18 protein-coding genes are annotated in these 26,723 nt (G+C 72.2%); 4 read left to right on the forward strand and 14 right to left on the reverse strand.

The window, feature by feature from the left end:
- Nucleotides 1-75 precede the first annotated feature (75 nt).
- The 3 genes from ABZ862_RS16740 to ABZ862_RS16750 are packed head-to-tail and all read right to left on the reverse strand — an operon-like array spanning nucleotide 76 to nucleotide 3,805.
- Nucleotides 76-1,026, reverse strand: a complete 951-nt coding sequence (locus tag ABZ862_RS16740; RefSeq protein ID WP_360958318.1) for a carbohydrate ABC transporter permease — start codon at nucleotides 1,024-1,026, stop codon at nucleotides 76-78.
- Between the two features lie 5 nt (nucleotides 1,027-1,031).
- Nucleotides 1,032-2,063, reverse strand: a complete 1,032-nt coding sequence (locus tag ABZ862_RS16745; RefSeq protein ID WP_360958321.1) for an ABC transporter permease subunit — start codon at nucleotides 2,061-2,063, stop codon at nucleotides 1,032-1,034.
- Nucleotides 2,064-2,110: 47 nt separating this feature from the next.
- Nucleotides 2,111-3,805, reverse strand: a complete 1,695-nt coding sequence (locus ABZ862_RS16750; RefSeq protein WP_360958324.1) for an extracellular solute-binding protein — start codon at nucleotides 3,803-3,805, stop codon at nucleotides 2,111-2,113.
- 425 nt (nucleotides 3,806-4,230) lie between these two features.
- On the opposite strand from ABZ862_RS16750, the gene ABZ862_RS16755 reads away from it, so the two are divergent.
- Nucleotides 4,231-7,101, forward strand: a complete 2,871-nt coding sequence (locus ABZ862_RS16755; protein WP_360958327.1) for a glycoside hydrolase family 3 C-terminal domain-containing protein — start codon at nucleotides 4,231-4,233, stop codon at nucleotides 7,099-7,101.
- Nucleotides 7,102-7,219: 118 nt separating this feature from the next.
- Here ABZ862_RS16755 and ABZ862_RS16760 read toward each other — a convergent pair whose 3' ends face one another.
- The 3 genes from ABZ862_RS16760 to ABZ862_RS16770 all read right to left on the reverse strand — a co-directional run bounded on the left by ABZ862_RS16760 (nucleotide 7,220) and on the right by ABZ862_RS16770 (nucleotide 13,046).
- Nucleotides 7,220-8,680 carry an aldehyde dehydrogenase family protein gene (locus ABZ862_RS16760; protein ID WP_360958330.1) on the reverse strand — a complete coding sequence of 487 codons (1,461 nt, stop codon included), beginning with the start codon at nucleotides 8,678-8,680 and terminating at the stop codon, nucleotides 7,220-7,222.
- A 147-nt stretch (nucleotides 8,681-8,827) separates the two neighbouring features.
- Nucleotides 8,828-10,471, reverse strand: coding sequence for a PucR family transcriptional regulator (locus tag ABZ862_RS16765; RefSeq protein ID WP_360958333.1), 1,644 nt, complete (start codon nucleotides 10,469-10,471; stop codon nucleotides 8,828-8,830).
- A 136-nt stretch (nucleotides 10,472-10,607) separates the two neighbouring features.
- Nucleotides 10,608-13,046, reverse strand: a complete 2,439-nt coding sequence (locus ABZ862_RS16770) for an ATP/GTP-binding protein (RefSeq protein ID WP_360958335.1) — start codon at nucleotides 13,044-13,046, stop codon at nucleotides 10,608-10,610.
- Nucleotides 13,047-13,343: 297 nt separating this feature from the next.
- On the opposite strand from ABZ862_RS16770, the gene gabT reads away from it, so the two are divergent.
- Nucleotides 13,344-14,678 carry a 4-aminobutyrate--2-oxoglutarate transaminase gene (gabT, locus tag ABZ862_RS16775; protein ID WP_360958338.1) on the forward strand — a complete coding sequence of 445 codons (1,335 nt, stop codon included), beginning with the start codon at nucleotides 13,344-13,346 and terminating at the stop codon, nucleotides 14,676-14,678.
- A gap of 449 nt (nucleotides 14,679-15,127) precedes the next feature.
- Nucleotides 15,128-15,874: a phosphatase PAP2 family protein gene (locus ABZ862_RS16780; protein WP_360958341.1), complete on the forward strand. Its 747-nt coding sequence runs from the start codon at nucleotides 15,128-15,130 to the stop codon at nucleotides 15,872-15,874.
- On the opposite strand, the gene ABZ862_RS16785 is transcribed toward ABZ862_RS16780, so the two are convergent.
- The 7 genes from ABZ862_RS16785 to ABZ862_RS16815 all read right to left on the reverse strand — a co-directional run bounded on the left by ABZ862_RS16785 (nucleotide 15,813) and on the right by ABZ862_RS16815 (nucleotide 24,993).
- A complete protein-coding gene (locus tag ABZ862_RS16785) occupies nucleotides 15,813-17,654 on the reverse strand; it encodes a glycoside hydrolase family 18 protein (RefSeq protein WP_360958344.1) in 1,842 nt (613 codons plus the stop codon). The two genes, ABZ862_RS16780 and ABZ862_RS16785, sit on opposite strands and share 62 nt — an antisense overlap.
- A gap of 114 nt (nucleotides 17,655-17,768) precedes the next feature.
- The gene (locus ABZ862_RS16790; RefSeq protein WP_360958347.1) at nucleotides 17,769-19,199 is read right to left on the reverse strand and encodes an FAD-dependent oxidoreductase; all 1,431 of its coding nucleotides are present in this window, start codon (nucleotides 19,197-19,199) and stop codon (nucleotides 17,769-17,771) included.
- Nucleotides 19,200-19,243: 44 nt separating this feature from the next.
- Nucleotides 19,244-20,044 carry an ABC transporter permease gene (locus ABZ862_RS16795; protein ID WP_360958350.1) on the reverse strand — a complete coding sequence of 267 codons (801 nt, stop codon included), beginning with the start codon at nucleotides 20,042-20,044 and terminating at the stop codon, nucleotides 19,244-19,246.
- Nucleotides 20,045-20,974 carry an ABC transporter permease gene (locus tag ABZ862_RS16800; protein ID WP_360958353.1) on the reverse strand — a complete coding sequence of 310 codons (930 nt, stop codon included), beginning with the start codon at nucleotides 20,972-20,974 and terminating at the stop codon, nucleotides 20,045-20,047.
- Entirely contained in the window at nucleotides 20,974-22,140 is a 1,167-nt protein-coding gene (locus ABZ862_RS16805) for an ABC transporter ATP-binding protein (RefSeq protein ID WP_360958356.1), read from the reverse strand. Before ABZ862_RS16805 ends, ABZ862_RS16800 begins: the two co-directional genes overlap by 1 nt.
- 4 nt (nucleotides 22,141-22,144) lie before the next feature.
- Nucleotides 22,145-23,392, reverse strand: a complete 1,248-nt coding sequence (locus ABZ862_RS16810; protein WP_360958359.1) for a spermidine/putrescine ABC transporter substrate-binding protein — start codon at nucleotides 23,390-23,392, stop codon at nucleotides 22,145-22,147.
- Nucleotides 23,393-23,448: 56 nt separating this feature from the next.
- Nucleotides 23,449-24,993 carry a gamma-aminobutyraldehyde dehydrogenase gene (locus ABZ862_RS16815; protein ID WP_360958362.1) on the reverse strand — a complete coding sequence of 515 codons (1,545 nt, stop codon included), beginning with the start codon at nucleotides 24,991-24,993 and terminating at the stop codon, nucleotides 23,449-23,451.
- A gap of 179 nt (nucleotides 24,994-25,172) precedes the next feature.
- Between ABZ862_RS16815 and ABZ862_RS16820 the strand changes: the two genes are divergently transcribed.
- Nucleotides 25,173-25,757, forward strand: a complete 585-nt coding sequence (locus tag ABZ862_RS16820; RefSeq protein ID WP_360958365.1) for an NADAR family protein — start codon at nucleotides 25,173-25,175, stop codon at nucleotides 25,755-25,757.
- A gap of 25 nt (nucleotides 25,758-25,782) precedes the next feature.
- Here the strand turns inward: ABZ862_RS16820 and ABZ862_RS16825 are convergent, their stop codons facing one another.
- Nucleotides 25,783-26,112, reverse strand: coding sequence for a DUF4190 domain-containing protein (locus ABZ862_RS16825; RefSeq protein WP_360958367.1), 330 nt, complete (start codon nucleotides 26,110-26,112; stop codon nucleotides 25,783-25,785).
- Nucleotides 26,113-26,723: the final 611 nt, after the last annotated feature.

Genomic DNA, 26,723 nt, shown 5'->3' on the forward strand with positions numbered 1-26,723 from the left:
AACTGCGCGACCAGCCACGACGCACCCGCAGACGAAGAACCGCGGTCAGCGACACGCACCCGGCTCCCGCGGGCGCTAGCCCTTGACCGCACCGGTGAGCATGCCCTTCTTGAAGTGCTTCTGGACGAACGGCGACAGCACGGCCACCGGCAGCAGGGCCATCACCATGACCGCCATCTGCACGGCGAGGCCGGACAGTTCGCCGGTCTTGATGGCCTGGCCGAGCCCGACCGGGGCCTCCTGTTTCTGGACGAGCTGGATCATGACGTTCTGCAACGGCATCATGTCCTGGTCGTTGAGGTACAGGGACGCGTTGAACCAGGCGCTCCAGTAGCCCACCGCGTAGAACAGGGTGATCACGGCGAGGACGGCCCGGGACAGCGGCATGACGATCTGCCACAGGATCCGGAAGTCGCCGGCCCCGTCGATGCGGGCGCTGTCGATGAGTTCGGGCGAGATGCCGGTGAAGAACCCGCGCAGCACGAGGATGTTGAAGACGCTGACGGCGCTCGGCAGGATCAGTGCGAGGTAGGTGTCGGTCAGGCCGAGGGACTGCACGAGCAGGTAGGTCGGGATCAGGCCCGCGCTGAAGAACATGGTGGCGAGCAGGATCATCAGGAACCAGCGGTGTCCGAGCGACCCGGTGCGGGAGAGGCCGTAGGCGCACAGGACGGACACCGTCATGGAGAACAGCGTGCCGACGAGGGTGATGAGGACGCTGATGACGGTGGCGCGGGTGACCTGGCCGCCGCTGAGCAGTTCGCGGTAGGCGACGAGGGTGATGCCCTTGGGGACCATCACCAGGCCGCCGGCCTCGTCGATGGTCTTCCGCGACGACAGGCTGGTCACGACGACGATCCACAGCGGGAAGAGGATCGCGAAGCAGGCGAGGAAGAGCACCAGGCCCTTGCTCGCGAGGCCGGCCCTGCCGGGAGGCTCCTCCCACACCGGGCGCGGCGGTGCGGACCAGGGCCTGCGCGGCCGTTCGGTACGGAGCGCGGGCTCGCGCACGGGCTGTTCGGTCACGGCGGTCACTTCTGGTACACCCCCTGCTCGCCCATGAGATGGGCCACCTTGTTCGCGGCGAGGACCAGGCACAGGCCGACCACGCCCTTGACGAGTCCGGCCGCGGCGGCGTAGCCGAAGTCCTGGTTGCGGACGCCGGTCCACCACACGAAGGTGTCGAGGACCTCCGCCGCGCCGGGGCCGACGGCGTCGCGCTGGAGCAGGATCTGCTCGAAGCCGACGGTGAGGGCGTCGCCGACGCGCAGCACCAGCAGCAGGGCGACGACCGGGCGCAGCGCGGGCAGGGTGACGTGCCACATGCGGCGCCAGCGGCCCGCGCCGTCCATGGCGGCGGCCTCGTAGAGGTCGGGGCTGACGGAGGCGAGGGCGGCGAGGAAGACGATGATCCCCCAGCCGGAGTCCTTCCACACGGTCTGCGCGGTGACCAGGAACTTGAAGGTGTCCGGGTCGGTCATGACGCTCAGCCCGTCCATCCCGTGCTGCCGCATCAGCTGGGAGAGCAGTCCCGCGCCGCCGAACAGCTGCTGGAAGACGGCGATGACGAGGACCCAGGAGAAGAAGTGCGGCAGGTAGAGGATGGCCTGCGACACGGCCCGTATCCGGGGCCTGACCACGCTGTTGATGAGCAGCGCGAGCAGGATGGGGATCGGGAAGTACAGCACCAGCTGGAGGAAGAACAGGACGAGGGTGTTCTGGACGGCGTGCCAGAACGCGGTGTCCTCGAAGATCCGCTGGAAGTTGTCGAGGCCGACCCAGGGGCTGTGCAGCATCGCGACGATGCCGTTGTCGCTGATGTAGGGGTCGTAGTCCTCGAAGGCGACGATGTTGCCGAGGATCGGCACGTAGTTGAAGAGCAGGACGAGGAGGACGGCCGGCATCGTCATCAGGAGCAGGACGCGGTCGCGTCTGAACCTGAGGCGCAGACTCGGCTTTCCGGTGGGTTTCTTCCTGGGGGTGGTGCCGGTGGTGTCCCCGGGCGCCGCCGGGGCCTCCCCCGTCTCGGCCTCGGTGGTCCGAGGCACCGTGCTGTGCGACACGGCCGTTCTCCTTGCCCTGATCCGCCTGATCCGCCTGGTCCGTCCGGTCAGCTCGCCGCGGTGCCGTTGTCGTCGAGCAGCTTCTGGTACCAGTCGCGCAGTTTGTCGCCGCCCTTGCTCTTCCAGTCGGAGACGGCCTGCTGCATGTCGCTGATCTTCTTGCGGCCGCGGGTGATGTCGTCCTCCAGCTGCTCGAAGTCGTTGGAGAGGTTGGTGTAGCGGGACGGCTCGGTGATCTGCTGGCCGTAGAAGGTGGACTTCTTGGTGAAGGCGCCCATCCGCTGCTGCCACTCCACCTGGGCCCTGGCGACCTCGGGGAAGTCGGGGTGGGCCGTGGTGGCGGCGGGGCTCGCGACCATGACGTAGGCGTTGATGACCTCGTTGTTGCCCTTGGCGGTCTTGGTGGGCACGCCGTCCTTGACGGTGTAGTGGGTGCCCTCGACGCCGTAGTTGGTGAGCATGTACTCCTTGGTGCCGTACGGTGCGGCGGTGACGTTGGCGACGGCCAGCACGTCACGGATGACGGACTCGGACGCCTTCTTGTTGATGAAGGCGAAGATGCCGGCGGGCTGTTCGGCCCACAGGGTCGGGTCGCCGCCGTCGTGTCCGAAGATGTCCATGCCCCAGATCTTGTACTCCGGGTTCTGGGTGGCCTGTTCGGCGGTGCGGCTCCACCACTGGCTGATGTTGTTGGCGTAGATCAGGAACTCGCCCGCCGCGAACTTGGGGCCGGGGTCGGTGGCGGAGCTCTTGCCGAGCCGGGCGTCGGGGTGCACGACACCGGCGGCGAAGAGCTTGCGGGTCCACTCGAGCGCCTCGAGGTACTCGTCCGTCTCGATGCGGTTGACGAGCTTGCCGCCGACCATGTTCCAGCCGAGCGGCTTCTCGCTGCCGGACAGTACGCCGAAGGCCTGGAAGGCGGTCCACTTCATGTCCAGGCAGGCCCACCGCTTGGCCTTGGCGTTGGTGATCTCCTTGGCGAGGGCCATGAACTCGTCCGCCGAGCGCGGGACCTGGTACCCCTGCTTGTCGAAGATGTCCTTGCGGTAGAGGGGCGTGATGCCGGTGACGTACGGGGAGGGCTGCGGCAGGCCGCGCAGTTTGCCGCCGAAGATGCAGCGCCGCCAGGCGTCGGTGGGGATGGCGGCGAGGTTCGGGTACTCCTTGACCTTGTCGCCGGACAGGTACGGGCCGAGGTCGGCGAACTTGCCGATGATGGCGCTGGGGATCTTGCCGCCCATGTTCCAGCTGGGAACGACCACGACGTCCGGTACGTCGCTGGAGGCGAGGACGGCGCCGAGCTTCTGGTCGTAGGTGTTGCCGTCCTGGTTCTGCCACTGGACGTCGACGCCGATCAGGTCGTTCATGGCCTTGTAGTAAGCGTTGTCGCTCTTGGGCGGGGAGCCCCAGAACGGCGACATGATGCTGACCTTGCCGTCCTTCCCGAGCTTCTTCGGGACCGACGTCTTGAGGCCGGCGAGGTCGAGCTTGCTGGTGAAGCCGATCGACGAGCCGTTCTTGGCGGGGATGTCCGGCGTCACCACGTTGCTGGCCACGAACGCCGGCAGCAGCTTCTTCTCGCCCTTGCCCGAGGAGGAGCCCCCGCTGGAGCCGTTGTCCGAACTGCCGCAGGCGGCGAGCAGCGGCACCCCTCCCGCCACCGTGGCGGCGGCGACCGCCGAGGAGGCGAGGAAGCTTCTCCGGCTGGGTGAGGAGGCGGCGGAGGCGGCGTTCGGCGTCATTGCGTCAACCCTTCATGGCGCACCAGGACACCCGGCGGAGGGCCGTCGGCTGCGGTGTCTCGTAGTGGAACTGGCTGAGCTGAAGCACGTCCGGCGGCCCCCGGTGATCGGAGGACTGCGCGGTTCCCGTGGGGTAGTCCTCGCGGTCGACGAGTCGTCGAAGCGCTTCGATGTTGCTGTGAGATTAAGTGAAGGGCAGGAGGTACACAAGGGCAACTACCAAGAAATCCTCGGAGGTTTGCGCGAAACATGCCTTGTGCAGGGGGCTTGGAATATCGGTGCGGGGCGTCATTTGTTGCGACGAGGTCTCTTGACATCCGACCTGTGGTCCGCCCAGCATCGAAGCGCTTCGAAAGCCACACGTCGCTCCCGCACACGCTCCACCAGAAGCTCCGGCACACGCTCCAGTACAAGGGGACCCCCAGGTGAACCCGTCTACGCCGTCCGCACCGCCGTTCCGTGATCCCCGCCTGCCGTTCGCGAAGCGCGTCGACGATCTGCTGGCCCGGCTGACCCCGGCGGAGAAGGTGTCGTTCCTGCACCAGTTCGCGCCCGCCGTCGAACGGCTCGGCGTCGCCGCGTTCCGCACCGGCCAGGAGGCCCTGCACGGCGTGGCCTGGATGGGCCCCGCGACCGTCTTCCCGCAGGCCGTGGGTCTGGGCGCGACCTGGAACCCGGAGCTGGTGCGCCGGGTCGGCGAGGCGGTGTCGAAGGAGGTCCGCGCGATGCGCGCCCGCGACGGGCGGGTCGGCCTCAACGTCTGGTCCCCCACCGTGAACCTGCTGCGCCACCCGCTGTGGGGACGCAACGAGGAGGGCTACTCGGAGGACCCGAAGCTGACCTCGGCCATCGCCACCGCCTACACGCACGGTCTGCGCGGCGGCCATCCGGCGTACTGGCGCACGGCGCCGGTCCTCAAGCACTGGCTGGCCCACAACAACGAGACCGGCCGTGACATCACCTCGTCCTCGGTCCGCCCGCGCGTGCTGCACGAGTACGACCTGCGCGCCTTCAAGGACACCGTCGCAGCAGGCGCCGTCGCCGGGGTGATGCCCGCCTACAACCTGGTCAACGGCCGCCCCAACCACGTCTCCCCGTATCTGCGCGAGCAGCTGCGCACCTGGACGGACGAGGACCTGCTGGTGTGCTCCGACGCGGGCGCGCCCTCCAACCTGGTCGTCTCCGAGCACTACTTCGACACCCACGAGGAGGCCACCGCGGCCGCCGTCCTCGCCGGCGTCGACAGCTTCACCGACCACGACGCCGACAGCTCGAAGATCGTCGCGCGGGTGCGAGGGGCCCTGGATCAGGGGCTGCTGACGGAGGCGGACATCGACACGGCGGTACGGCGGCAGCTCTCGGTGCGCTTCCGGCTGGGCGAGTTCGACCCGGAGCACGACCCGAACGCCGGTGTGTCCGACTTCGACACCCCCGAGCACCGGGCCCTCGCGCGGGAGGCCGCCGAGCAGGCGGTCGTGCTGCTCCAGAACGACGGCACCCTGCCGCTCGCCCCGGACACCCGGATCGCCGTGGTCGGACTGCTCGCCGACGAGTGCAAGCTCGACTGGTACAGCGGCACCCTCCTGCACCGGTCGACTCCGCTGGAGGGGCTGTACGAGCGGTTCGGCGCCGAGCGCGTCGAGTTCGCGGAGGGCGTGGACCGCGTCCGGCTCAGGACGGCGTCCGGTGCCTTCCTGCGGGTCCCGGAGGCGGCGGGCGCGGCCGACCTGGTGCGCGGTGCCGAGGGCGCGCTGAACCCGGCCGACCTCACCGGCCGCACCGACCTGCCGCCGCTCACGACCGACGCCGAGGGAACCGGACTGGCGCTGATCGACTGGGGCGAGGACGTGCTCACCCTCCGCGCCCCCGACGGCCGTTACCTCTCGGTGGCCGACGACGGCTACCTGCGCGCCTCCGCCGACCAGCCCGGCGGCTGGGTCGTCCAGGAGACCTTCCGCCTGGAACCCCACGGGAACGGACACCTCCTCCGGCACCTCGGGACGGGTCACCATGTGTCGGTCGCCGCCGACGGCGTGAAGGTTGCCGCGGAATCCGGCGCCGAGCCGGAGGTCTTCGAACTGGTCGTCGCCGAGCGCGGCGAGGACGCGGTGCGCCGGGTGGCCGCCGGGGCGGACGTGGTGCTCGTCGTGGCGGGCAACGACCCCCACATCAACGGCCGCGAGACCGAGGACCGTACGACCCTGCGGCTGCCCGCCCAGCAGGAACGGCTGCTGGACGCCGCCCGCGCCGCCAACCCGGCGACCGTGCTGGTGCTGGTGTCCGCCTACCCGTACGCGGTAGACGCGACGGAACTGCCCGCGGTGCTGTGGACCGCGCACGGCGGCCAGGCGGCCGGCACCGCCCTGGCCCGGGTGCTGGCCGGGGACGTCTCCCCCGCCGGGCGCCTCCCGCAGACCTGGTACGCCTCCGACGCCGACCTGCCCGACCTGCTGGACTACGACGTCATCGGCAGCCGCCAGACCTATCTGTATTTCGAGGGCACGCCGCTGTTCCCCTTCGGCCACGGCCTGTCGTACGCGTCCTTCTCCTACGCCGGCCTGACCGCGGACCCCGGCGCCGACACCGTGCGGGTGGCGTTCACCGTCACCAACACCGGTGACATGACCGCCGACGAGGTCGCGCAGCTCTACGTCCGCGCCGCCGATCCGTCGGTCCCGCGCCCGCGCCGCCAGCTGCTCGCGCACCGGCGCCTCACCCTCGCCCCGGGCGAGCGGGCCGAGGTCGCCTTCGACGTCCCCTGGTCCGAGCTGGAGTTCTGGGACGTGGCCCGGGGTGCCTGGCGGCTCGACCCGGGGCCGTACGAGCTGCTGGCCGGCGCGTCCAGCGAGGACGTCCGCCTCCGTACGGCGCTCACGGCACCCGGTGAGCCCGGCGCGCCGCGCCCCGTCGCCGAACGGGGCCTGGAAGGCGCCGACTTCGACGAACAGTCCGGGATCGTGATCGTCGACCGGGCCAGGGTGGCCGGGGACGCGGTCACGGCGGCGGGCGGCGGCAGCGGCAGCGGCAGCGGCAGCGGCAGCGGCGAACTCCTCTACCGTGCCTGCGACTTCGGCGCGGGCGTCACGGAGGTGAGCGCCGAGGTGTCCGGCGGGGGGACCGTGGAACTGCTGCTGGACGGCGGGCCGGCCGGGGCCGTGCTCACCCTGGCCACGCCCGACCCGGACCCGTACGCGTACACGACGCTCACCGCACAGCTCCCCGTCTCCGGCGTGCACGACGTACGCCTGCGACTGCGCGGCCCGCTGCGGCTCGCGCGCGTCGGCTTCTCCGGCTGAGGGTCCGGACGAGGCCGGCGGACCAGGGAACGGGCCCGGTGCGGGAGTTCAGCGCTCCCGCACCGGGCCCGTTCGGGATCCGCGGAACGTCCCGGGCGCCTCTGCCGCCTCTGATGTCCTACAGGGCGAGTCCGGTCAGGACGAGCACCCGCTCGTAGGTGTAGTCGTCCATCGCGTACCGGACACCCTCGCGGCCGACGCCGGACTTCTTGGCACCGCCGTAGGGCATCTGGTCGGCGCGGTAGGACGGCACGTCGCCGATGACCACGCCGCCGACCTCCAGCGCACGGTGGGCACGGAACGCGGTCTGCAGGTCGTGGGTGAACACCCCCGCCTGAAGGCCGTACTTGGAGTCGTTGACGGCGGCGAACGCGGCGTCCTCGCCGTCCACCCGCTGCACGGTGAGGACCGGACCGAAGACCTCTTCGCAAGCCAGCGTGGCACTCGCCGGCACGTCGCTGAGGACGGTCGGCGCGTAGGAGGCGCCGTCACGCTTGCCGCCGGTGTGCAGCACGGCCCCCGCGTCCACCGCCTCCCGCACCCACGACTCGACGCGCCGCGCGGCGGCCTCGCTGACCAGCGGACCGACGTCGGTGGCGGCGTCGGAGGGGTCACCGGTGACCTGGGCCTCCACGGCGGCCACGACGCGCGGCAGCAGCCGGTCGTGGACCGCGGCGTCGGCGATCACCCGCTGCACGGAGATGCAGGACTGACCGCCCTGGTAGTTGGAGAAGGTGGCGATCCGGGCCGCCGCCAGGTCGAGGTCGGCGTCGCTCGCCCAGTCGCCGAGGACGACGGCGGCGCCGTTGCCGCCCAGCTCCAGGGTGACGTGCTTGCGCGGCACCGAATCCATGATCGCGTAGCCGACGGTCTCGGAGCCGGTGAAGGAGATCACGGGCAGCCGCTCGTCCTGGACGAGGGCGGGCATCCGGTCGTTGGGCACCGGCAGGATGCTCCACGACCCGGCGGGCAGGTCGGTCTCGGCGAGCAGTTCACCGAGGACCAGTCCGGAGAGCGGGGTGGCCGGCGCGGGCTTGAGGACGATCGGCGCACCGGCCGCGATCGCCGGGGCGACCTTGTGGGCGCACAGGTTGAGCGGGAAGTTGAACGGCGCGATGCCGAGCACGACGCCCTTCGGGAAGCGCCGGGTCAGCGCGAGCCGCCCCTGGCCGCCCGCGTCGGTGTCCAGGCGCTGCGCCTCCCCGCCGTTGAACCGCCGGGCCTCCTCGGCGGCGAACCGGAACACCGACACGGCCCGGCCGACCTCGCCGCGCGCCCACCTGATGGGTTTGCCGTTCTCGGCGGAGATCAGCCGCGCGATCTCCTCGGTGCGCTCGGCGAGCCGCCGGCTGACATGGTCGAGGGCGGCGGCGCGGACGTGCGCCGGGGTGGCGGCGAACTCGTCCCGCACGGCGTGGGCGGCGGCCACGGCCTCCTCCACCTGCGCGTCGTCCGGCACGCTCACCCGTCCGACCAGCCGCCCGTCCCACGGCGAGGTCACCTCGAAGGCGCTCTCCCCGACGGTCTCACGCCCGGCGAGCCAGAACCCCTGGGCGGCCGCCTTTTCTTCCTGTGCCATGTCCGAGTCCCGGCCTTCCGCGTCGCTGCTGCGTGTGGTGATCTGCGCGCTCCACGGTAGGGGCGGGGCGACACGACGGCGCTTGTCCAGCATGGAGCGGTCGGGGGCCTGGACGCTACGGAATGGCAGATGCGGGACGGCGGGCCCTCACTCGCCCGATGCCGTCTTGAGAGCCAGCCACAGCTCCATACGGGCGTCGGGGTCGTCGAGGGAGCGGCCGAGGATCTCCTCGACCCGGCGCATGCGGTAGCGGAGGGTGTGGCGGTGGACGCCCAGGTCGGCCGCTGCCGCGTCCCACTGGCCGTGGTGGGAGAGCCAGGCGCGCAGCGAGGCCACCAGGTCGCCGCGCCCGGTGGCGTCGTGTTCGTACAGCGGGCGCAGCAGGCCGTCCGCGAAGGCGCGTACCGCGTCGTCCGCGAGCAGCGGCAGGACGGAGCCCGCGGCCAGCTGCTCGTGCTCCACGCAGACCCGCCCCCTGCGGCGGGCCACCGCGAGGGCCTGTTCGGCCTGTCGGTAGGCGGAGGCCGCCGCGACGGGGCCGGCGGGCGCGGAGAGGCCGACGACGAGGCCGGGCTCGTCGCCGGTGAGGTCGTCGGGGTCCACCGGGCGGCCCGTCTCCAGGATCGTGGTGTGGTCGGTGCAGGCGGTCACCGCGGCGCCGCCGTCCGCGGCCAGGACGACCAGCCGCTCGCCCTCCGGGACGATCAGGACGGCCTCGCCGCAGCGGGCGGCGGCCGCCTCCACGGCCTCGGCGAACGCGTCGAGGGGGTCCGGCGCGTCCGTCGCGTCCGGGGCGGTCTCCGCGGACCTGCGGGGTTGTGCCGCGGGCTCGGACCCGCGGGGCCGTGCCACCGGCTCGGCGATGATCAGCCGGTACGGCGCGTCGAGCAGGGCGCCGTACAGGGTCCCGGCGACCGCGCGGGCGTGGTCGGGTTCCCCGGCGAGCAGCATGCGCAGCACGGCCGTGCCGAGGCGCTGTTCGGCGGCGTGCAGGGAGCGGGACCGTTCGGTGGTGAGGGTGAGCAGGGCGATGGCCGAGTGGACGGCGTAGCGCTCGGCGGTGCCGGGGGCGGCGGCGGTGCCGACGGCGAGCGCGGCGAGCGGCCGGCGCCCGGTGCCGAGGGTGTGGAGTTCGACGCGGTCCTCGTGGTCGGGGCCGCCGACCACGGAGGAGGCGGGTGCGGACCGCTCCCGCAGCCGTTCCACCTCGGGGGTGAGCCGGGCGGCCCGCCGGCCCGCCCACTCGGGCGCGGCGGCGGTGACGGCGCCCGTGGCGTCGTAGAGCGCGGCCCAGCCGTCGACCTGTGCGGCGAGTGCGGTGAGGAGCCCCTCGGGCCCGGCGCCGAGCGCCTGCCGCGTCAGTTCGCGCTGGGCGGCGAAGCCCGCGGTGACGGCCCGGTACTGGTCGGCGGCGATGGCGGCCGAGACCGCCTTGCTGATCGCGAGGAACGGGGTGCGGCGCGGCACCTCGATCAGCGGCAGGCCCTCCTGCCGGGCGGCGGTGACGAGGGCCGCGGGCACCTCGTCGTAGTTGACGCCGACGCCGAAGCCGAGGCCGACCACTCCGGCGCCCGCCAGCCGCTTCACGTACCGCCGCATCGCCGCCGGGTCCTCGGCGTCCAGTTTCAGCGCGGTGGTCAGCAGCAGCTCGCCGCCCTCCATGTACGGGACGGGGTCGGCGAGTTCGCTGACGTGCGCCCAGCGGACGGGCACGTCGAGGCGGTCCTCGCCCGCCCGCACGGTCAGCCGGAGCGCCGTGTGGTGGACGAGGGAGGCGAGCGTGGGCGGCATGGGACCTTCGGTTCTGGGGCGCGGCCGTGCGGCGGCCTCGCCCGGTGATCTCTTGTCCGCCGTGGAGGAACGGCCTGTGCCGATTCTGCCTCACCGTACGGTGCGGGCGCCCCCGGAAGGCCCGCCCGGTCCGGGGTCAGCCCCGCAGGTCGACGAGCGACGGCGGCGCGTGCTCCCCCGTCACGTCGGTCAGGGACAGCACGGCGTGGCCGGGCGGCACCTCGTGGGCGAGTTCGGAGGCGGACCAGCGTTCCCGCTCGACCTTGCGGACGGTGACGGCCTCCGTGGTGACCGCCTTGCCGGTGACGAGTTTGCGCAGGGCGTGGATGGCGCGGGTCATCGGCTGGTCGGCGAACACGGTGTGCCGGGCCACGTCCCGGGTCTCCACCCACTCGGTGCCCCAGGCCTGCGCGAACCGGCTGCCGTCCCAGGTGGTGACCCCGGACAGCGCCATACGGCAGCCCACCGCGCCGTACAGCGGCCCGTGCAGGGCCTCCGGTACGTCGCCCACGGTGCGCAGCGTCAGCACGACGCCCGCGTTCTCGGCGCGCAGCCGCTGGATGCGGCGCACCGAGTCGGGGGTCACCGTGCCGGTGGCGTCGTCGAGGACGAGGCAGGCGAAGTGCCCGCGCCCGTTCTCCCGGGCCACGGCGGTGAACTGGGCCAGCACCAGCCGGGTGATCAGCCGGCCGGCCTCCTCGTGGCCGTGGGCGGGCAGGTCGACGCGGACCCGGAGGGGGTGGTGGGCGACGGCGCGCAGCGAGAACGGCCGGACGCCCCGGCCACCGCCGTTCCCGCCGAAGAAGTCGGCGAAGGCGGGCCGGTCGAGGAGGGCGAGGCGGTCGGCGAGTGCCGGGCCGGGGTCGGCGGCGGTGCCGGACTGCCGGAGCCGGGCGTCGAGTTCGCGGCGCATCACGGTGTGGTGCCCGTCGTCCAGGGCGTCGCGCAGGGCGGTGAGGGCGGCCGGGTCGCCGTCGAGCAGTTCGCGCAGCACGGGCAGTGCGGGGAAGGCGCCGTAGGCCGCCCGGTAGGGGCCGAGGAGCTGGGCGAGCGCGGTGACGGCGCGCTGGCCGGAGACGGTGTCGAGGTCTCCGGCGAGCGCTTCGGCGAGGAAGGCGGCGGCCTCGTCGGGGTCGTCGGTGTCGGCGTAGGGGTCGAGGTCGTGCACGGAGCGGGGGTCGCCGACGCGTACCACCACGTCGTACGCCTCGTCCGGGCCGAGCGGGGTGCCCGCGGCGCACACCGTGACGACGGCGCAGCGCCCGGTGAGGGCCTCCAAGGCGAGGGACTCGACGACGGGCGCGACGACGTGCCGGGTCTTGCCCGACCCGGGCGGTCCCACGACGAGCAGGGAGGTGCCCAGGGTGTCGGGGCCGAGGGCGGCACCGACGCCCCGGTAGGCGAGCGGGGTGCGCTCGGCGGCCGCCCAGCGGCCGATGCGGACCTGGTGGGCGAGCAGATCGTGCCGGGCGGTACGGCCGGGCAGGTCGCGGGCGCCGGAGGGGTGGGTCCAGGCGGCGGCGCCCTGGCGCAGCACGGTCTCGGTGAACAGGGCGAGGCGGGCCTGGTGGCGGGCGCCGGTCCAGGCGTGGGTGATGCGGGCGCAGTCGACGTCGGTCGTCCGGCCCGCGAGGACCTCGGCGGTGAGGAGGTCGGCGGCCTGGTGCTGTCCGGCGGCGCGCAGCTCGGGCCACTGGGTGGGCGGGGTCTCGGCGGTGGGCGGCGGGGTACGGCCGTGGCGGGCGTCGGCGCGGGCGTCGAGGCGGTCGCGGAGCAGGGGCCACCAGCCGCCGACGCGGGCGAAGGGCCACAGCACGAGCAGGGTGACGAGCGCGTAGAGGCCGTCGGTGAACATCTGGGAGGTGAAGACGTCGTAGCCGCCGGTGATCAGGACGACGAGGGAGAACAGCGGGTCGACGACGGGCAGGGGGTTCCAGCCGACGCCGAAGGCGTCCGGGAAGACGAAGCTGAGCGCGATGAGCGCGCCGAGCGCGGCGAGCAGGGCGCGGGCGGGCTGCGCGCGCCGGGTGACCAGGTGCCGGACGATGTCGGGCCAGCTGCCCAGCCGTCCCATGACGCCGACGAGGATCGCGAAGAACACGCCGTCGGCGACGGTGACGGCCTCGATGCCCTTGCCCTTGGGGGTGCTGGTGCCGCCCCACCACCAGTCGTCCGGGGTGAACAGCCTGAGCAGCGCCCACTGGTAGGGGATGCTGCCGTGCCGCCACAGGGACCACAGGAGCAGTGCGACGACGAGGGGGACGAGGACGCCGACGACGGTGACGGCGGAGAGCCGCTCGCGTCCCTGTCCGCTGCGGGGCTTCTGGTAGCGGAACCGCCAGATGCCGGGCCCGGTGGCGGGGCGGGGGGCGTCGAGCCAGTCGGCGACGGGGGGCCGCCGGGCGGGGTCCTGCGCGTCGGCGGGCGGGCCGCCGGGAGCAGGGGGCGCGGTCGGCGGCTCCGGCGGCTTCCGCGGCACCGGGGGGACGCCGGAGGGCAGGTCGGGCGGCCCTGCCGGGCGTGGCACGGGGTGCGCATGTGTGCCCCGCGGGTCCCGCGTGCCGTCGCTGTCCATCGCCGTTGCCCCCTGACCAGCCGTTCCGTCCACCGTCCGCGAGCCAATCTAACGCCCCGGAAGGGGGAGTTCACCGATTGCGCGGCCAGACGTCGGTGCGCCTTCACGTCCCACAGGGTCCTTGCCTATGGCCACGGCGGACAACCGGGACCATCGACAACGCCCACATGGAGCATGCCCAGCTTCCGGCCGCCGTCCTAGCCTGCGAGAAAAGAGAGACGACCGCCCGAGAGGGCAGGCAGAGGCAAGCATCCGCACAGGCGTCCGTGCCCGCGGAAAGATCATCAGGGAGCCCCCATGACCGCAGTTCCGCAGGAGCGCCGTGTCGTCACCGCCGTCCCCGGCCCGAAGTCGCGGGAGCTGCAGGCCCGCCGCACCGCCGCGGTCGCGCAGGGCGTGGGGTCGACGCTGCCGGTCTTCGTCGCCCGGGCGGGCGGCGGGATCATCGAGGACGTCGACGGCAACCGGATCATCGACTTCGCGTCCGGCATCGCGGTGACGTCGGTCGGCGCGTCCGCCGAGGCGGTCGTACGGCGGGCGTCGGCGCAGCTCGCGGACTTCACCCACACGTGTTTCATGGTCACGCCGTACGAGGGCTACGTCGAGGTGGCCGAGGCGCTGGCCGAGCTCACCCCCGGTGACCACGCCAAGAAGTCGGCGCTGTTCAACTCGGGCGCGGAGGCGGTGGAGAACGCGGTGAAGATCGCCCGCGCGTACACCAGGCGCCCGGCGGTCGTGGTGTTCGACCACGGCTACCACGGCCGTACGAACCTGACGATGGCGCTGACCGCGAAGAACATGCCGTACAAGCACGGCTTCGGGCCCTTCGCGCCGGAGGTGTACCGCGTCCCGGTCGCCTACGCCTACCGCTGGCCGACCGGCCCGCAGAACGCGGGACCGGAGGCGGCGAAGCAGGCCATCGACCAGATCACCAAGCAGGTCGGCGCGGACAACGTGGCCGCGATCATCATCGAACCGGTGCTCGGCGAGGGCGGGTTCATCGAGCCGGCGAAGGGCTTCCTGCCGGCGATCCGTCAGTTCGCCTCGGACCACGGCATCGTGTTCGTGGCGGACGAGATCCAGTCCGGTTTCTGCCGCACCGGCCAGTGGTTCGCGTGCGAGGACGAGGGCATCGTCCCGGACCTGATCACCACCGCGAAGGGCATCGCCGGCGGTCTGCCGCTGTCCGCGGTGACCGGCCGCGCCGAGATCATGGACGCCGCGCACGCGGGCGGCCTGGGCGGCACCTACGGCGGGAACCCGGTGGCGTGCGCGGGCGCGCTGGGGGCGATCGAGACGATGAAGGAACTCGACCTCAACGCCCGGGCCCGGCACATCGAGGCGGTCATGAAGACGCGTCTGACCGCCATGGCCGAGAAGTTCGACGTGATCGGCGACGTCCGGGGCCGGGGCGCGATGATCGCCATCGAGCTGGTCGAGGACCGCGCCACGAAGGACCCCGCCCCGGAGGCCGCCGCCGCCCTGGCCAAGGCGTGCCACGCCGAGGGCGTCCTCGTCCTCACCTGCGGCACCTACGGCAACGTGCTGCGCTTCCTGCCCCCGCTGGTGATCGGCGACGCCCTCCTGAACGAGGGCCTGGACGTCCTGGAGCAGGCCCTCGCGACGCTCTGAGAGCGGGGCCCTCGCGACGCTCCCACGGGGGCTCCGGGGAGCCGGCCGGTCGGATCAGGTGAAGAAGGTGTGCGGGGTGCATGGCGGGACGCGGTTGTGCCTGTCCCCGCCGCATCCGTTGCCGTACGTTCTCCGCAGATGAGAGATACACCCGCCCGCGGGACACCACGGGCGGCAGCAGGCCGGGGCATCCCCTGCTTCGACCTGGCCGTGCCCTCGCGCACACCCCCGGGGCCTCCGGCTCCGGGATCTCCTCACCGATCGGACCGCCGTCCGCCCCACACCCCCCGGGGCGCGCGGTGTCCCGGTCCGGCCGGCCGCCCCGGAACGCCCCCCCTTGTTCCCGGGCGGCCGGCCTCCTTCCCCCGGCGACCGGCTGACGCCACCGTGCCGAGGCCCCGCACGGGCCCGCGCACGTCGCCGGGACGGGCTCCTGTCAGGCTGTGGTCATGTCCCTCTCCCCGGCACCGCGCACCCGGCGTCCTCGCACCGCGCGGGACTCTCGGCGTCCCTCGCCCGGGCGGGCCGCGGTCCTCGCTCTCGTCGCGCTGCCCGGTCTGCTCTTCGGGCTGATCACCTGGCAGGTCGTCGTCCACGGGCCGCTGGCGGGGGCGGACGAGCGGGTCGGCCGGGGGCTGCTGCGTCCGGACCGGACGTCCGAGGTGCTGTCCGACCTGGGGAACGTACAGATCGCCGTGCCGGTGCTGGTCGTGGCGGCCGGGTACGCGGCGCTGCGGGGGCGGCGGGCCCGCACGGGGGCGTGGTGGGTGGCACCCGTCGCGGCGGCGGTCGTCATGGCACTGGTGCCGCTGGTCGTCGTGCCGGTCAAGGACGCCGTCGGGCGGGGCGGGACGGCCGCCGTGCCGCCCGGGACGGGGTACTTCCCGTCGGGGCACGCGGCCACGGCCGTCGTCGCCTACGGGGCCGCGGTCCTGGTGCTGCTGCCGTGGCTGCGGGGGGTGTGGCCCCGGCGAGGGGTGGTCGCCGGGGCCGGGGCGGTCGATCTCGGGGTCGGGTACGGGCTGGTGCGGCGCGGGTATCACTGGCCGCTGGACGTGGTGGCGAGCTGGTGCCTCGGGACCGTGCTGCTCACCGGCCTCGTCCTCGTCATCGGCCCCGCCGGGCGCCTCGTCGTCAGCCGAAGTACGCGTCGAAGGTCTTCTGGAACTCCCCGTTCGAGAACCGGTCCCAGTTGACCGACCACGTCATCAGGCCGCGCAGCGCGGCCCAGGTGCCGTGGGTGGTGTACGAACCGCAGCCGGTCTTCTTCGTGAGGCAGTCGAGGGTCTTGGTGACCTCCGCCGGGGCCACGTAGCCGTTGCCCGCGTTGACGGAGGCCGGCATGCCGATCGCCACCTGGTCCGGGCGCAGCGGCGGGAAGACGTTGTTCGCGTCGCCCGCGACCGGGAAGCCGGTGAGCAGCATGTCGGTCATGGCGATGTGGAAGTCCGCGCCGCCCATGGAGTGGTACTGGTTGTCCAGGCCCATGATCGGGCCCGAGTTGTAGTCCTGGACGTGCAGCAGGGTCAGGTCGTCGCGCAGGGCGTGGATGACGGGCAGGTAGGCGCCGCAGCGCGGGTCCTGGCCGCCCCACTTGCCGGTGCCGTAGTACTGGTATCCCATCTGGACGAAGAAGGTCTCCGGGGCCATGGAGAGCACGAAGCCCGAGCCGTACCTGGCCTTCAGGGTCTTCAGGGCCGAGATGAGGTTGACGATCACGGGGGTCGTGGGGTTCTTGAAGTCCGTGTCGGTCGTGTCCAGGGACAGCGAGTGGCCCTCGAAGTCGATGTCGAGGCCGTCGAGGCCGTAGGTGTCGATGATGTTCGAGACCGAGGTGACGAAGGCGTCCCGCGCGGCCGTCGTCGTGAGCTGGACCTGGCCGTTCTGGCCGCCGATGGAGATCAGCACCTTCTTGCCGGCCGCCTGCTTGGCCTTGATCGCCGCCTTGAAGTCGGCGTCGCTCTCCACGGTCGGGCACTCGGTGACCGGGCAGCGGTTGAAGCGGATGTCACCGGAGGTCGCCGAGGTCGGTTCGCCGAAGGCGAGGTCGATGACGTCCCAGCTGTCCGGTACGTCGGCCATCCGGGTGTAGCCGGCGCCGTTGGCGAAGCTCGCGTGCAGATAGCCGACCAGGGCGTGGGTGGGGAGGGTGCCCGTGGAGCCGCCTCCGCCACCGCCTCCGGAGGCCGCGGACGTGGTCGCCGTGACCGTCGCCGACTTCGCCGACTCGCCCGCGTCGTCGGAGGCCGTGACCTGGAAGCTGTACGCCGTCGAGGCGGACAGTCCGGTCACGGTGGCGGAGGTGCCGGTGACCGTCTGGGTCCTGACGCCGTCCCGGTAGACCGCGTAGCCCGTCGCGCCGGACACCGCCGACCAGGACAGGGCGACGCTGGAGGAGGTGACCGTGCCGGTGGTGAGGCCGGCCGGGGCGGCGGGCGGCTGGCCGGTGGCGGCGCCGGGGCCGACCAGGGAGATGTCGTCGGCGTAGTAGGCGCCGGTGCCGTACCAGCCGTGGGTGTAGATCGTGACGCCGGTCGTGCTCGCGCCGGTGCGGAAGGTGGTCGACAGCTGCTGCCAGTCGCCCGCCGAGGGGGTCCAGGTGGAGACGTCGGTGGTGCCGGTGCCGCTCGCGCCCAGGTAGACGTACGCGCCCCGGACCCAGCCGGACACCGTGTACTGGGAGTTCGGCTGCACGGTCACCGTCTGGGAGCACTGGGCGTTGTCGCTGCCGGCGGGCGTCGCCTGGAGGGCCGAACTCCCGCTGTGCACGGGGGTGCTGACGGTGGTTCCGGCGGTGCAGGTCCAGCCGGTGAGGCCGGACTCGAAGCCGCCGTTCCTCGCGAGGTCCGCGTCGGCGGCGTGGGCGGTGGACGACAGGGCGGTGAGGCCGGGGACGGCCAGCAGCGCGGCCGTGAGGGCGGCGAGGACGGAGCGGGTCAGAGGTGGTCTGGCCGGGAGGGGGCTGGTGCGGTCCACAACTGCCTCCGGAAGTGGGGGGACGGGAGGGTGGGGCGCAACAACTTGGTCCAGACCAATCGCGTTGTCAAGTCCCGACGCCTCAACTCCCCTGCTCCCGCGACCCCGTGGGCCTCAGCTGTCGAACCCCAGCCCCAGCCGGTCCATCGTCCGCAGCCACAGGTTGCGCCGTCCGTCGTGCGCGTCGGCACGGGCCAGGGACCACTTGGTCAGCGCGATCCCCGTCCAGGCGAACGGCTCCGGCGGGAACGGCATCGGCTTCGTGCGGACCATCTCCAGTTCCGTGCGCTCCGTCCGCTCCCCCGCCAGCAGGTCGAGCATCACGTCGGCGCCGAAGCGGGTGGCGCCGACACCGAGGCCGGTGTAGCCCGCCGCGTACGCCACCCTGCCCCGGTGCGCGGTGCCGAAGAACGCCGAGAAACGCGAGCACGTGTCGATCGCGCCGCCCCAGGCGTGGGTGAAGCGCAGGCCCTCCAGCTGCGGGAAGCAGGTGAAGAAGTGCCCGGCCAGCGTGGCGTACGTCTCCGGGCGGTCGTCGTACTCGCGGCGCACCCGGCCGCCGTACGGGTAGACCGCGTCATAGCCGCCCCAGAGGATCCGGTTGTCGGCGGACAGCCGGAAGTAGTGGAACCGGTTGGCGCTGTCGCCCAGGCCCTGGCGGCCCCGCCAGCCGATCGAGGCGAGCTGCCCGGGCGAGAGCGGCTCGGTCATCAGGGCGTAGTCGTAGACGGGCACGGTGTACGGGCGCACCCGTCGGACCAGGTTCGGGAAGACGTTGGTGCCGAGGGCGACCCGGCGGGCGCGGACCTGGCCGTAGGGCGTGCGGACGGCCATGCCGGCGCCGTGGGGCCGCAGGGTGAGGGCGGGGGTGTGCTCGTAGAGGCGCACGCCGAGGGCGAGGCAGGCCCGTTTCAGGCCCCAGGCCAGCTTGGCGGGGTGGAGCATGGCCACGCCGCGGCGGTCGTGGAGGCCCGCCAGGAAGGTGGGCGAGTCGACCTGCTCCCGCACGGCGCCGGCGTCCAGGAACTCGATGCCGTCGGCGAGGCCGTTGTCCTCCAGTTCCCTGTGCCAGGCGCGCAGTTCGCGGGCCTGGTAGGGCTCGGTGGCGACGTCGATCTCACCGGTGCGCTCGAAGTCGCAGTCCAGGGAGTGACGGGTGACCGCCTTCTCGATCGCGTCGAGGTTGCGGGCGCCCAGTTCCTCCAGGCGGTGGATCTCACCGGGCCAGCGGGCGAGGCCGTTGGCCGTGCCGTGGGTGAGGGAGGCGGCGCAGAAGCCGCCGTTGCGGCCGGAGGCGGCCCAGCCCGCCTCGCGGCCCTCCAGCAGGACCACGTCCCGGCCGGGATCGCGCTCCTTGGCCAGGAGCGCGGTCCACAGTCCGCTGTAGCCGCCGCCGACGACCAGCAGGTCGCAGGTCTCGGTGCCGGTGAGGGCGGGTTCGGGGCGGGGTCGCGCGGGGCCGTCCAGCCAGTACGGGACCGGCTGGGCGTCGGAGAGGGCTCTGATCCCTCGTTCTTCTGCACGGCTCATGGCGCTCGGGGCCATGATGTCAACTCCCTACGGAAAACTCGCTGTACGGGGGCGCGGAATCACGCCTTCTGCCTGCCGCGCCGGTTCCCGGCCACCATCGACACCAGCACCAGCAGGACCGCGATGACGAACATCGCCGTACCGATGACGTTGATCTGGACGGGGGTGCCGCGCTGCGCCGAACCCCACACGAACATGGGGAAGGTGACGGTGGAGCCGGCGTTGAAGTTGGTGATGATGAAATCGTCGAAGGAGAGCGCGAAGGCGAGCAGCGCGCCCGCCGCGATCCCGGGGGCGGCGATCGGCAGGGTGACCCGCAGGAAGGTCTGCGCGGGGCCGGCGTAGAGGTCCTGGGCGGCCTGTTCGAGGCGCGGGTCCATGGACATCACGCGCGCCTTGACCGCCGTGACGACGAAGCTGAGGCAGAACATGACGTGCGCGATGAGGATCGTCCAGAAACCGAGCCGGGCACCCAGGTTGAGGAACAGCGTGAGCAGCGAGGCGGCCATGACGACCTCGGGCATCGCCATCGGCAGGAAGATCAGCGAGTTGACGGCGCCCCGGGCACGGAACCGGTAGCGCACCAGCGCGAAGGCGATCATGGTGCCGAGGACGGTCGCGCCGAGGGTCGCCCAGACGGCGAGCTGGAGGCTGAGGGAGAGCGACCCGCACATTCCGGCGACGCCGCACGGGTCCTTCCAGGCGTCGGTGGAGAACTGCTGCCAGTCGTAGTTGAAACGGCCCTTCGGCTTGTTGAAGGAGAACACCGTGACGACGACGTTGGGCAGCAGGAGATAGCCGAGGGTGGCGAGTCCGGCGATGACGACGAGGTGGCGCTTGAGCCAGGTGACGAGAGCCATTCAGACCAGATCCTCCGTGCCGGACCTTCGGATGTAGAACGTGACCATCAGGAGGATCGCGGCCATCAGGATGAAGGAGAGGGCGGCGGCCGTCGGATAGTCGAGGACTCTCAGGAACTGGGCCTGGATGACGTTGCCGACCATGCGGGTGTCGGTGGAGCCGAGCAGTTCGGCGTTGACGTAGTCACCGGCGGCCGGGATGAAGGTCAGCAGCGTGCCGGAGACGACGCCCGGCATCGACAGCGGGAAGGTGACCTTGCGGAAGGTGGTGAAGGGCCGGGCGTAGAGGTCACCCGCCGCCTCGTGGAGCCGTCCGTCGATGCGTTCCAGGGAGGTGTAGAGCGGGAGGATCATGAACGGCAGGAAGTTGTACGTCAGACCGGTGACCACCGCGAGCGGGGTGGCGAGGAGCCGGTCGCCCGCCGTCCAGCCGAGCCAGTCGGTCAGCTGGAGGAAGTGCACCTGGTCCAGGAACCGCGTGATCGGGCTGTCGTCGGCGAGGATCGTCTTCCAGGCGAGGGTGCGGATCAGGAAGCTGGTGAAGAACGGCGCGATCACCAGGACCATGATCAGATTGCGCCACCGGCCCGCGCGGAAGGCGATCAGGTACGCCAGCGGGTAGCCCAGCAGCAGGCAGAGCACCGTCGCGGCGGCGGCGTAGAACACCGAGCGCAGGAACTGCGGCCAGTACGCGGTCAGCGCGTCCCAGTACGTCGCGACGTGCCAGGTGACCTTGTAGCCCTGCTCCAGGGAGCCGGTCTGCACCGAGGTGGAGGCCTGGTAGACCAGCGGCAGCGCGAAGAAGACCAGCAGCCACAGGATGCCGGGCAGGAGCAGCAGGTACGGCGTCCAGCGGCCGCGCCTGCGCGGCGGCTTGGCGGTGGCCTCGGGTACCGGCGCCAGGGGCGGCGCCTCGGTGACGGCGGCCATCAGGCGGCGTCCTCGTCGGCGTCGGCACCGGCGTCGCCCACTGTCCCAGCAAGCAGGGACTGGGTCGCGTCCAGCCCGAAGGTGTGCGCCGGGTTCCAGTGCAGGACCACGTCGGCGCCGGGTGTCAGGCGGGCGTCGCGGTCGATGTTCTGCGCGTACACCTCGAAGTCGGGGCAGACGGGGCTGTCGACGACGTACTGCGTGGACACGCCGATGAAACTGGAGTCGGCGATCTTCCCGGTGATGCGGTTGCGGCCGTCCGGTATCGCGTCGGCGTCGTCGGCGTGGGTGAGGGTGATCTTCTCGGGGCGCACCCCGACCAGCACCTTGCCGCCGGAGGTCGTCGGGGCGGAACATCGGGCGCCGGGCAGCAGGAGTTTGCCGTCGCCCGCCCTGAGGACGATGTCGTCGCCGTTCTTGGTGTCGATCTCGGCCTCGATGAGGTTGGAGGTGCCGAGGAAGTTCGCGACGAAGGTGGTCTGCGGGTTCTCGTAGAGGTCGGTCGGCGCGCCGAGCTGCTCGACCCGCCCGGCGTTCATCACGGCGACCGTGTCGGCCATCGTCATGGCCTCCTCCTGGTCGTGCGTGACATGGATGAAGGTGATGCCGACCTCGGTCTGGATGCGCTTGAGCTCCAGCTGCATCTGGCGGCGCAGCTTGAGGTCGAGGGCGCCGAGCGGCTCGTCGAGCAGCAGCACCCTGGGGTGGTTGATCAGGGCGCGGGCGACGGCGACGCGCTGCTGCTGGCCGCCGGAGAGCTGGTGCGGCTTCTTGCGGGCCTGCTCGCCGAGCTGGACCAGGTCGAGCATCTCCTCGACCTGCTTCTTCACCGACTTGATACCGCGCCGGCGCAGGCCGAAGGCGACGTTCTCGAAGATGTCGAGGTGCGGGAAGAGGGCGTAGGACTGGAACACCGTGTTCACCGGCCGCTTGTACGGCGGGAGGTGGGTGACCTCCTGGTCGCCGAGGTGCACGGCGCCGGCGGTGGGGTCCTCCAGGCCCGCGATCATGCGCAGGGTGGTGGTCTTGCCGCAGCCGGACGCGCCGAGGAGGGCGAAGAAGGAGCCCTCGGGCACGGTCAGGTCGAGCGGGTGGACGGCGGTGAAGCTGCCGTAGGTCTTGCTGATGCCGGAGAGGCGGACGTCGCCGCTGGTGTCTGTGGTCATCTCGTCACGCCCCAGTGAGCTTCGCGAACTTCGATTCGTAGGCCGTCTCTTCCGTCTGCGACAGCGCGCGGAAGCCGTGCGACCGGGCGGCCGTGGCCTTGTCGGGGATGATCAGCGGATTGTCCGCGGCATCCTTGTCGAGCTTCGTCAGATACGGCTTCACGCCCTCGACGGGGCTCACGTAGTTGACGTAGGCGGCCAGCGCGGCGGCCTGCTCGGGCTCGTAGTAGAAGTCGATGAGCCGCTCGGCGTTCGCCTTGTGGCGCGCCTTGTTGGGGACGAGCAGGTTGTCCGTCGACGTCATGTAACCGGCCTGCGGGATGATGTAGTCGACGTCCGGGTTGTCCGCCTTCAGCTGCACGACGTCGCCGCCCCAGGCGATGCAGGCCGCGAAGTCCCCCTTGGCGAGGTCGGACGTGTAGTCGTTGCCGGTGAAGCGGCGTATCTGGCCCTTGTCGACGGCCTTCTGGATACGGGCGATCACCGCGTCGTAGTCGTCGGCGGTGAACTTGCCCGGGTCCTTGCCCATGTCGAGCATCGTCATCCCGACGCTGTCGCGCATCTCGGACAGGAAGCCGACGCGGCCCTTGAGTTTCGGGTTGTCGAGGAGATCGGAGACCGACTTCACCTCGACACCGTCGAGGGCCTTCCTGTTGAAGGCGATGACCGTGGAGATGCCCTGCCACGGATAGGAGTAGGCGCGGCCCGGGTCCCAGTCGGGGCTGCGGAACTGCGTGGCCAGGTTGGCGAAGGCGTGCGGCATGTTGGACGGGTCCAGTTTCTGGACCCAGCCGAGGCGGATCAGCCGGGCGGCGAGCCAGTCGGTCAGGACGATGAGGTCCCGGCCGGTGTCCTGGCCGGCGGTCAGCTCCGGCTTGATCTTGGCGAAGAACTCGTTGTTGTCGTTGATGTCCTCGGTGTACTTGACCGAGATACCGGTCCGCTTGCGGAACGCCTCCAGCGTCGGATGGTGCTTGCCGCTGTCGTCGACGTCGATGTACTCGGTCCAGTTGGAGAAGTCGACCACCTTCTCCTTCGCCGAGTGGTCCTCGGCGGAGGTGCCGCCCGTCGCCCTGCCCGCCGCGGGGATCCCGCAGGCGCTCAGCGCCCCGAGTCCGCCCAGGGCGAGCGCGCCGCCGGTCGAGGCGCGCAGCAGCGAACGGCGGGTGAATGCGGCCCTGCCGGTGCGCAGGCTGCGCCGCACGGCGGCGGCTCGGGCCGGGGTCAGGCGGTCGGGCTCGTACTGCTCCATGCGCGTGGTGCCCTTTCGGGATGGTCGGCCGCTGGTCGCGCTGCCGGTTCCGGTCTCTATCGGTCCCCGAAGACGGTGCGGTGCCAGTCCTTGCGGGCCACCGCCGTGTTGTCGAACATGACGTGTTTGATCTGGGTGTACTCCTCGAACGAGTACAGGGACATGTCCTTGCCGAAGCCGGACTGCCGGTACCCGCCGTGGGGCATCTCGCTGATGATCGGGATGTGGTCGTTGACCCAGACGCAGCCCGCGGCGATCTCGCGGGTGGCGCGGTTCGCCCGGTAGACGTCGCGGCTCCAGGCGGAGGCCGCGAGGCCGTACGGGGTGTCGTTGGCGAGGCGGATGCCCTCGTCGTCGGTGTCGAAGGGCAGGACGACGAGCACCGGACCGAAGATCTCGGACTGGACGATCTCACTGGCCTGGGGAGCGTCGGCGATCAGGGTGGGGCGATAGTACGCGCCGTTCCTCAGATCTCCCTGTGGGGCCTCGCCGCCGGTCACCACACGCGCGTAGCCGCGGGCCCGGTCGACGAGGGCGGCCACCCGGTCGCGCTGCGCGAACGAGATCAGCGGGCCGAGGTCGGTGCCGGGGGCGAACGGGTCGCCGAGCCGGACGGTCTCCATCAGTGCGGCGGTCCGCTCGGTGAACGCCTCGTACAGCGGGCGCTGCACATACGCGCGGGTGGCGGCCGTACAGTCCTGACCGGTGTTGATGAGCGCGCCCGCGACGGCGCCGTGGACGGCGGCGTCCAGGTCCGCGTCGTCGAAGACGACGAAGGGGGCCTTGCCGCCGAGCTCCAGGTGGATCCGCTTGACGCCGGCGGTCGCGATCTCCGCGACCCGCTTCCCCACGGCGGTGGAGCCGGTGAAGGAGATCATGGCCACGTCGGGATGGCCGATCAGGTGCTCACCGGCCTCCCGGCCCGTGCCGCTGACGATGTTGACGACGCCGTCGGGGATCCCCGCGTCGGTCGCGGCCCGCGCGAACAGGAGGGAGGTGAGCGGGGTGAGCTCGGCGGGCTTGAGGACGACGGTGTTGCCCGCGGCGATCGCCGGGAGGATCTTCCAGGCGGCCATCTGCAGCGGGTAGTTCCAGGGCGCGATCGAACCGACGACACCGATGGGCTCACGGCGGACGTACGAGGTGTGGTCGCCGGAGTACTCCCCCGCCGACTGCCCCTGGAGGTGCCGTGCCGCGCCCGCGAAGAACGCGGTGTTGTCGACGGTCCCCGGGACGTCGAACTCCCGGGTCAGTTTCAGCGGCTTGCCGCACTGGAGGGACTCGGCGCGCGCGAAGTCCTCGGCGCGGTCGGCGAGCACGGCGGCGAGGCGGTGCAGCGCGTCGGAGCGCTCGCCCGGGGTGGCCCGGGCCCAGGCGGGGAACGCGGCGCGGGCGGCGGCGACCGCGGCGTCCACGTCGTCGGTGCCGGCCAGCCCGTACGTCCAGACGTCCGCGCCGGTGGCCGGGTCGACGACCGTGTGCGTACGGCCCGACGTCCCCCCGGCGGGGCGGCCCGCGACGAACTGCGCGCCGTCCGCGAATCGTTCCCGCACGGGGAACGCGGGACACCGTTCCGGGGTGGCAGTACCCGGGTTGTGCATGTCGCTCTCCTCCGGTCGCCCCGCTGTTCACGGGGGCGGCTGGCGTAGCTCCAGCTCGATATGGGTGCCGATCCTGACAGAGCAATGGGACACCCACAAGGGATTCCGTTGTTGCCTTTCGGTTACACGACGAATTCTGTCGACCAGGTGTCGAGCCGACGCCGAAAAGCCGATACGGAATGTCAGTGGCGGCTGCCAGACTCGCGTGCATGGGGAAGATCGAGTCCGTGGAGTCCCTGGTCAGGGAGATCCACGCGGGGGCACGGGTCAGGTATCTGCATTTCTGGGGGCACGCCCCGCGGGCGGACGGGAGCATCGGCGCGAGCTGTCTGAGCCAGTGGTGGCCGTCGCCGTTCACCGTGGACGGGGTGACCTTCGCGACGGCCGAGCACTGGATGATGGCGGCCAAGGCCCGGCTGTTCGAGGACCCGGAGGCGCTGCGGCGGATCCTGGCCGCGGACCATCCGGCCCAGGCGAAGAAGGCGGGCCGCCTGGTGCGGGGCTTCGACGACGCCGTCTGGGAGCGGGAGCGCTTCGGTGTGGTGGCCGAGGGCAGCGTCCACAAGTTCGCCGCGCATCCCGACCTGCGCGCGTTCCTTCTCGGCACCGGTGACCGGGTGCTGGTCGAGGCCAGCCCGATGGACCGCGTGTGGGGCATCGGGCTGGCGGCATCGGACGAGGCGGCCTCGGACCCGGAGCGGTGGAAGGGGCTGAACCTGCTGGGGTTCGCGCTGATGGCGGCGCGGGAGCGGCTGCGGGGGTGACGGGACCCGGGGGCAGTGCGGCTGGCTAGGTGGCTATCAGGTACGCGACCCTGGCCAGGCCGAGGACGATACCGACGGTGCCGAGGACGATGCCGGACAGCGCCTGGGAGCCGTTGGTCGCCTCGCCCCGGCCCGCCTTCTGGCGGCCCAGCGCGCCGAGGGTCACCGCGACGCCGCCCAGCAGGATGCCCAGCGGCCACAGCCACCAGACGAGCGCGGCGGGCACCCCGGCCAGCAGCCCCGCCGTACCGGTCCCGTTGCTCGGCGGCGGCCGCAGCCCGGGCCAGCCGTACCCGCCGGGATAGCCGTAGGGCACCTGGCCCGGCCCGTCGGGGGCGATGGGCGGCGGCGGCACGGGTTCGTCCCGGAGGGAAAGGGGTGCGAAAGCGGCGGGGGGCGGCGGGGCGAAGGGATCGTACGGAGCCGGGGCGCCCGGCAGGGGGAAGGGGGGCGGGGCGGCGGGTGCCGGCGCGGACGGCGGGGCGAAGAGGTCCGGCCGGAGCGGGACGCCACCCGGAGACGGTGCGGCGAAGGGGTTGTACGGGGCGGGCCCGCCCTGCGGCGCGGACGGCTGGCCGGGCGTCGCGGGCCCCGGACCCGGGACACCGGGCGGGAACACCGGTCCCGGCGGAACCGGTCCGGGGACGGACGGCGGGGCGAAGAGGTCCGGCCGGGGCGGGTGGGGCGGTGCGGGGAAGGAGAGCGCGGCAGGCGTGTCGGGGGGCGGGGCGAAGGGGTTGTACGGGGCGGGCCCGCCCTGTGGCGGCCGGGGGAAGGGAAGCCGTGCCTGGGCCGGGGCGGGCGGCGCCGGCCGGGGCGGGGCGCCGGTGAGCGGGGCGGGAGGCACGGGCGGCGTGGGAGGCGTCCAGGGGGACGGGTCCGGCGGGGGCCAGGGGGACGGGTCCGGCGGGGTGTCGGTGGACATGGCTGCGGGGACCCCCTCCGGCGTGCGTTCCGCCATGTTAA

The organism is Streptomyces sp. NPDC047000 (genome assembly GCF_040644295.1).
Lineage (GTDB): Bacteria > Actinomycetota > Actinomycetes > Streptomycetales > Streptomycetaceae > Streptomyces.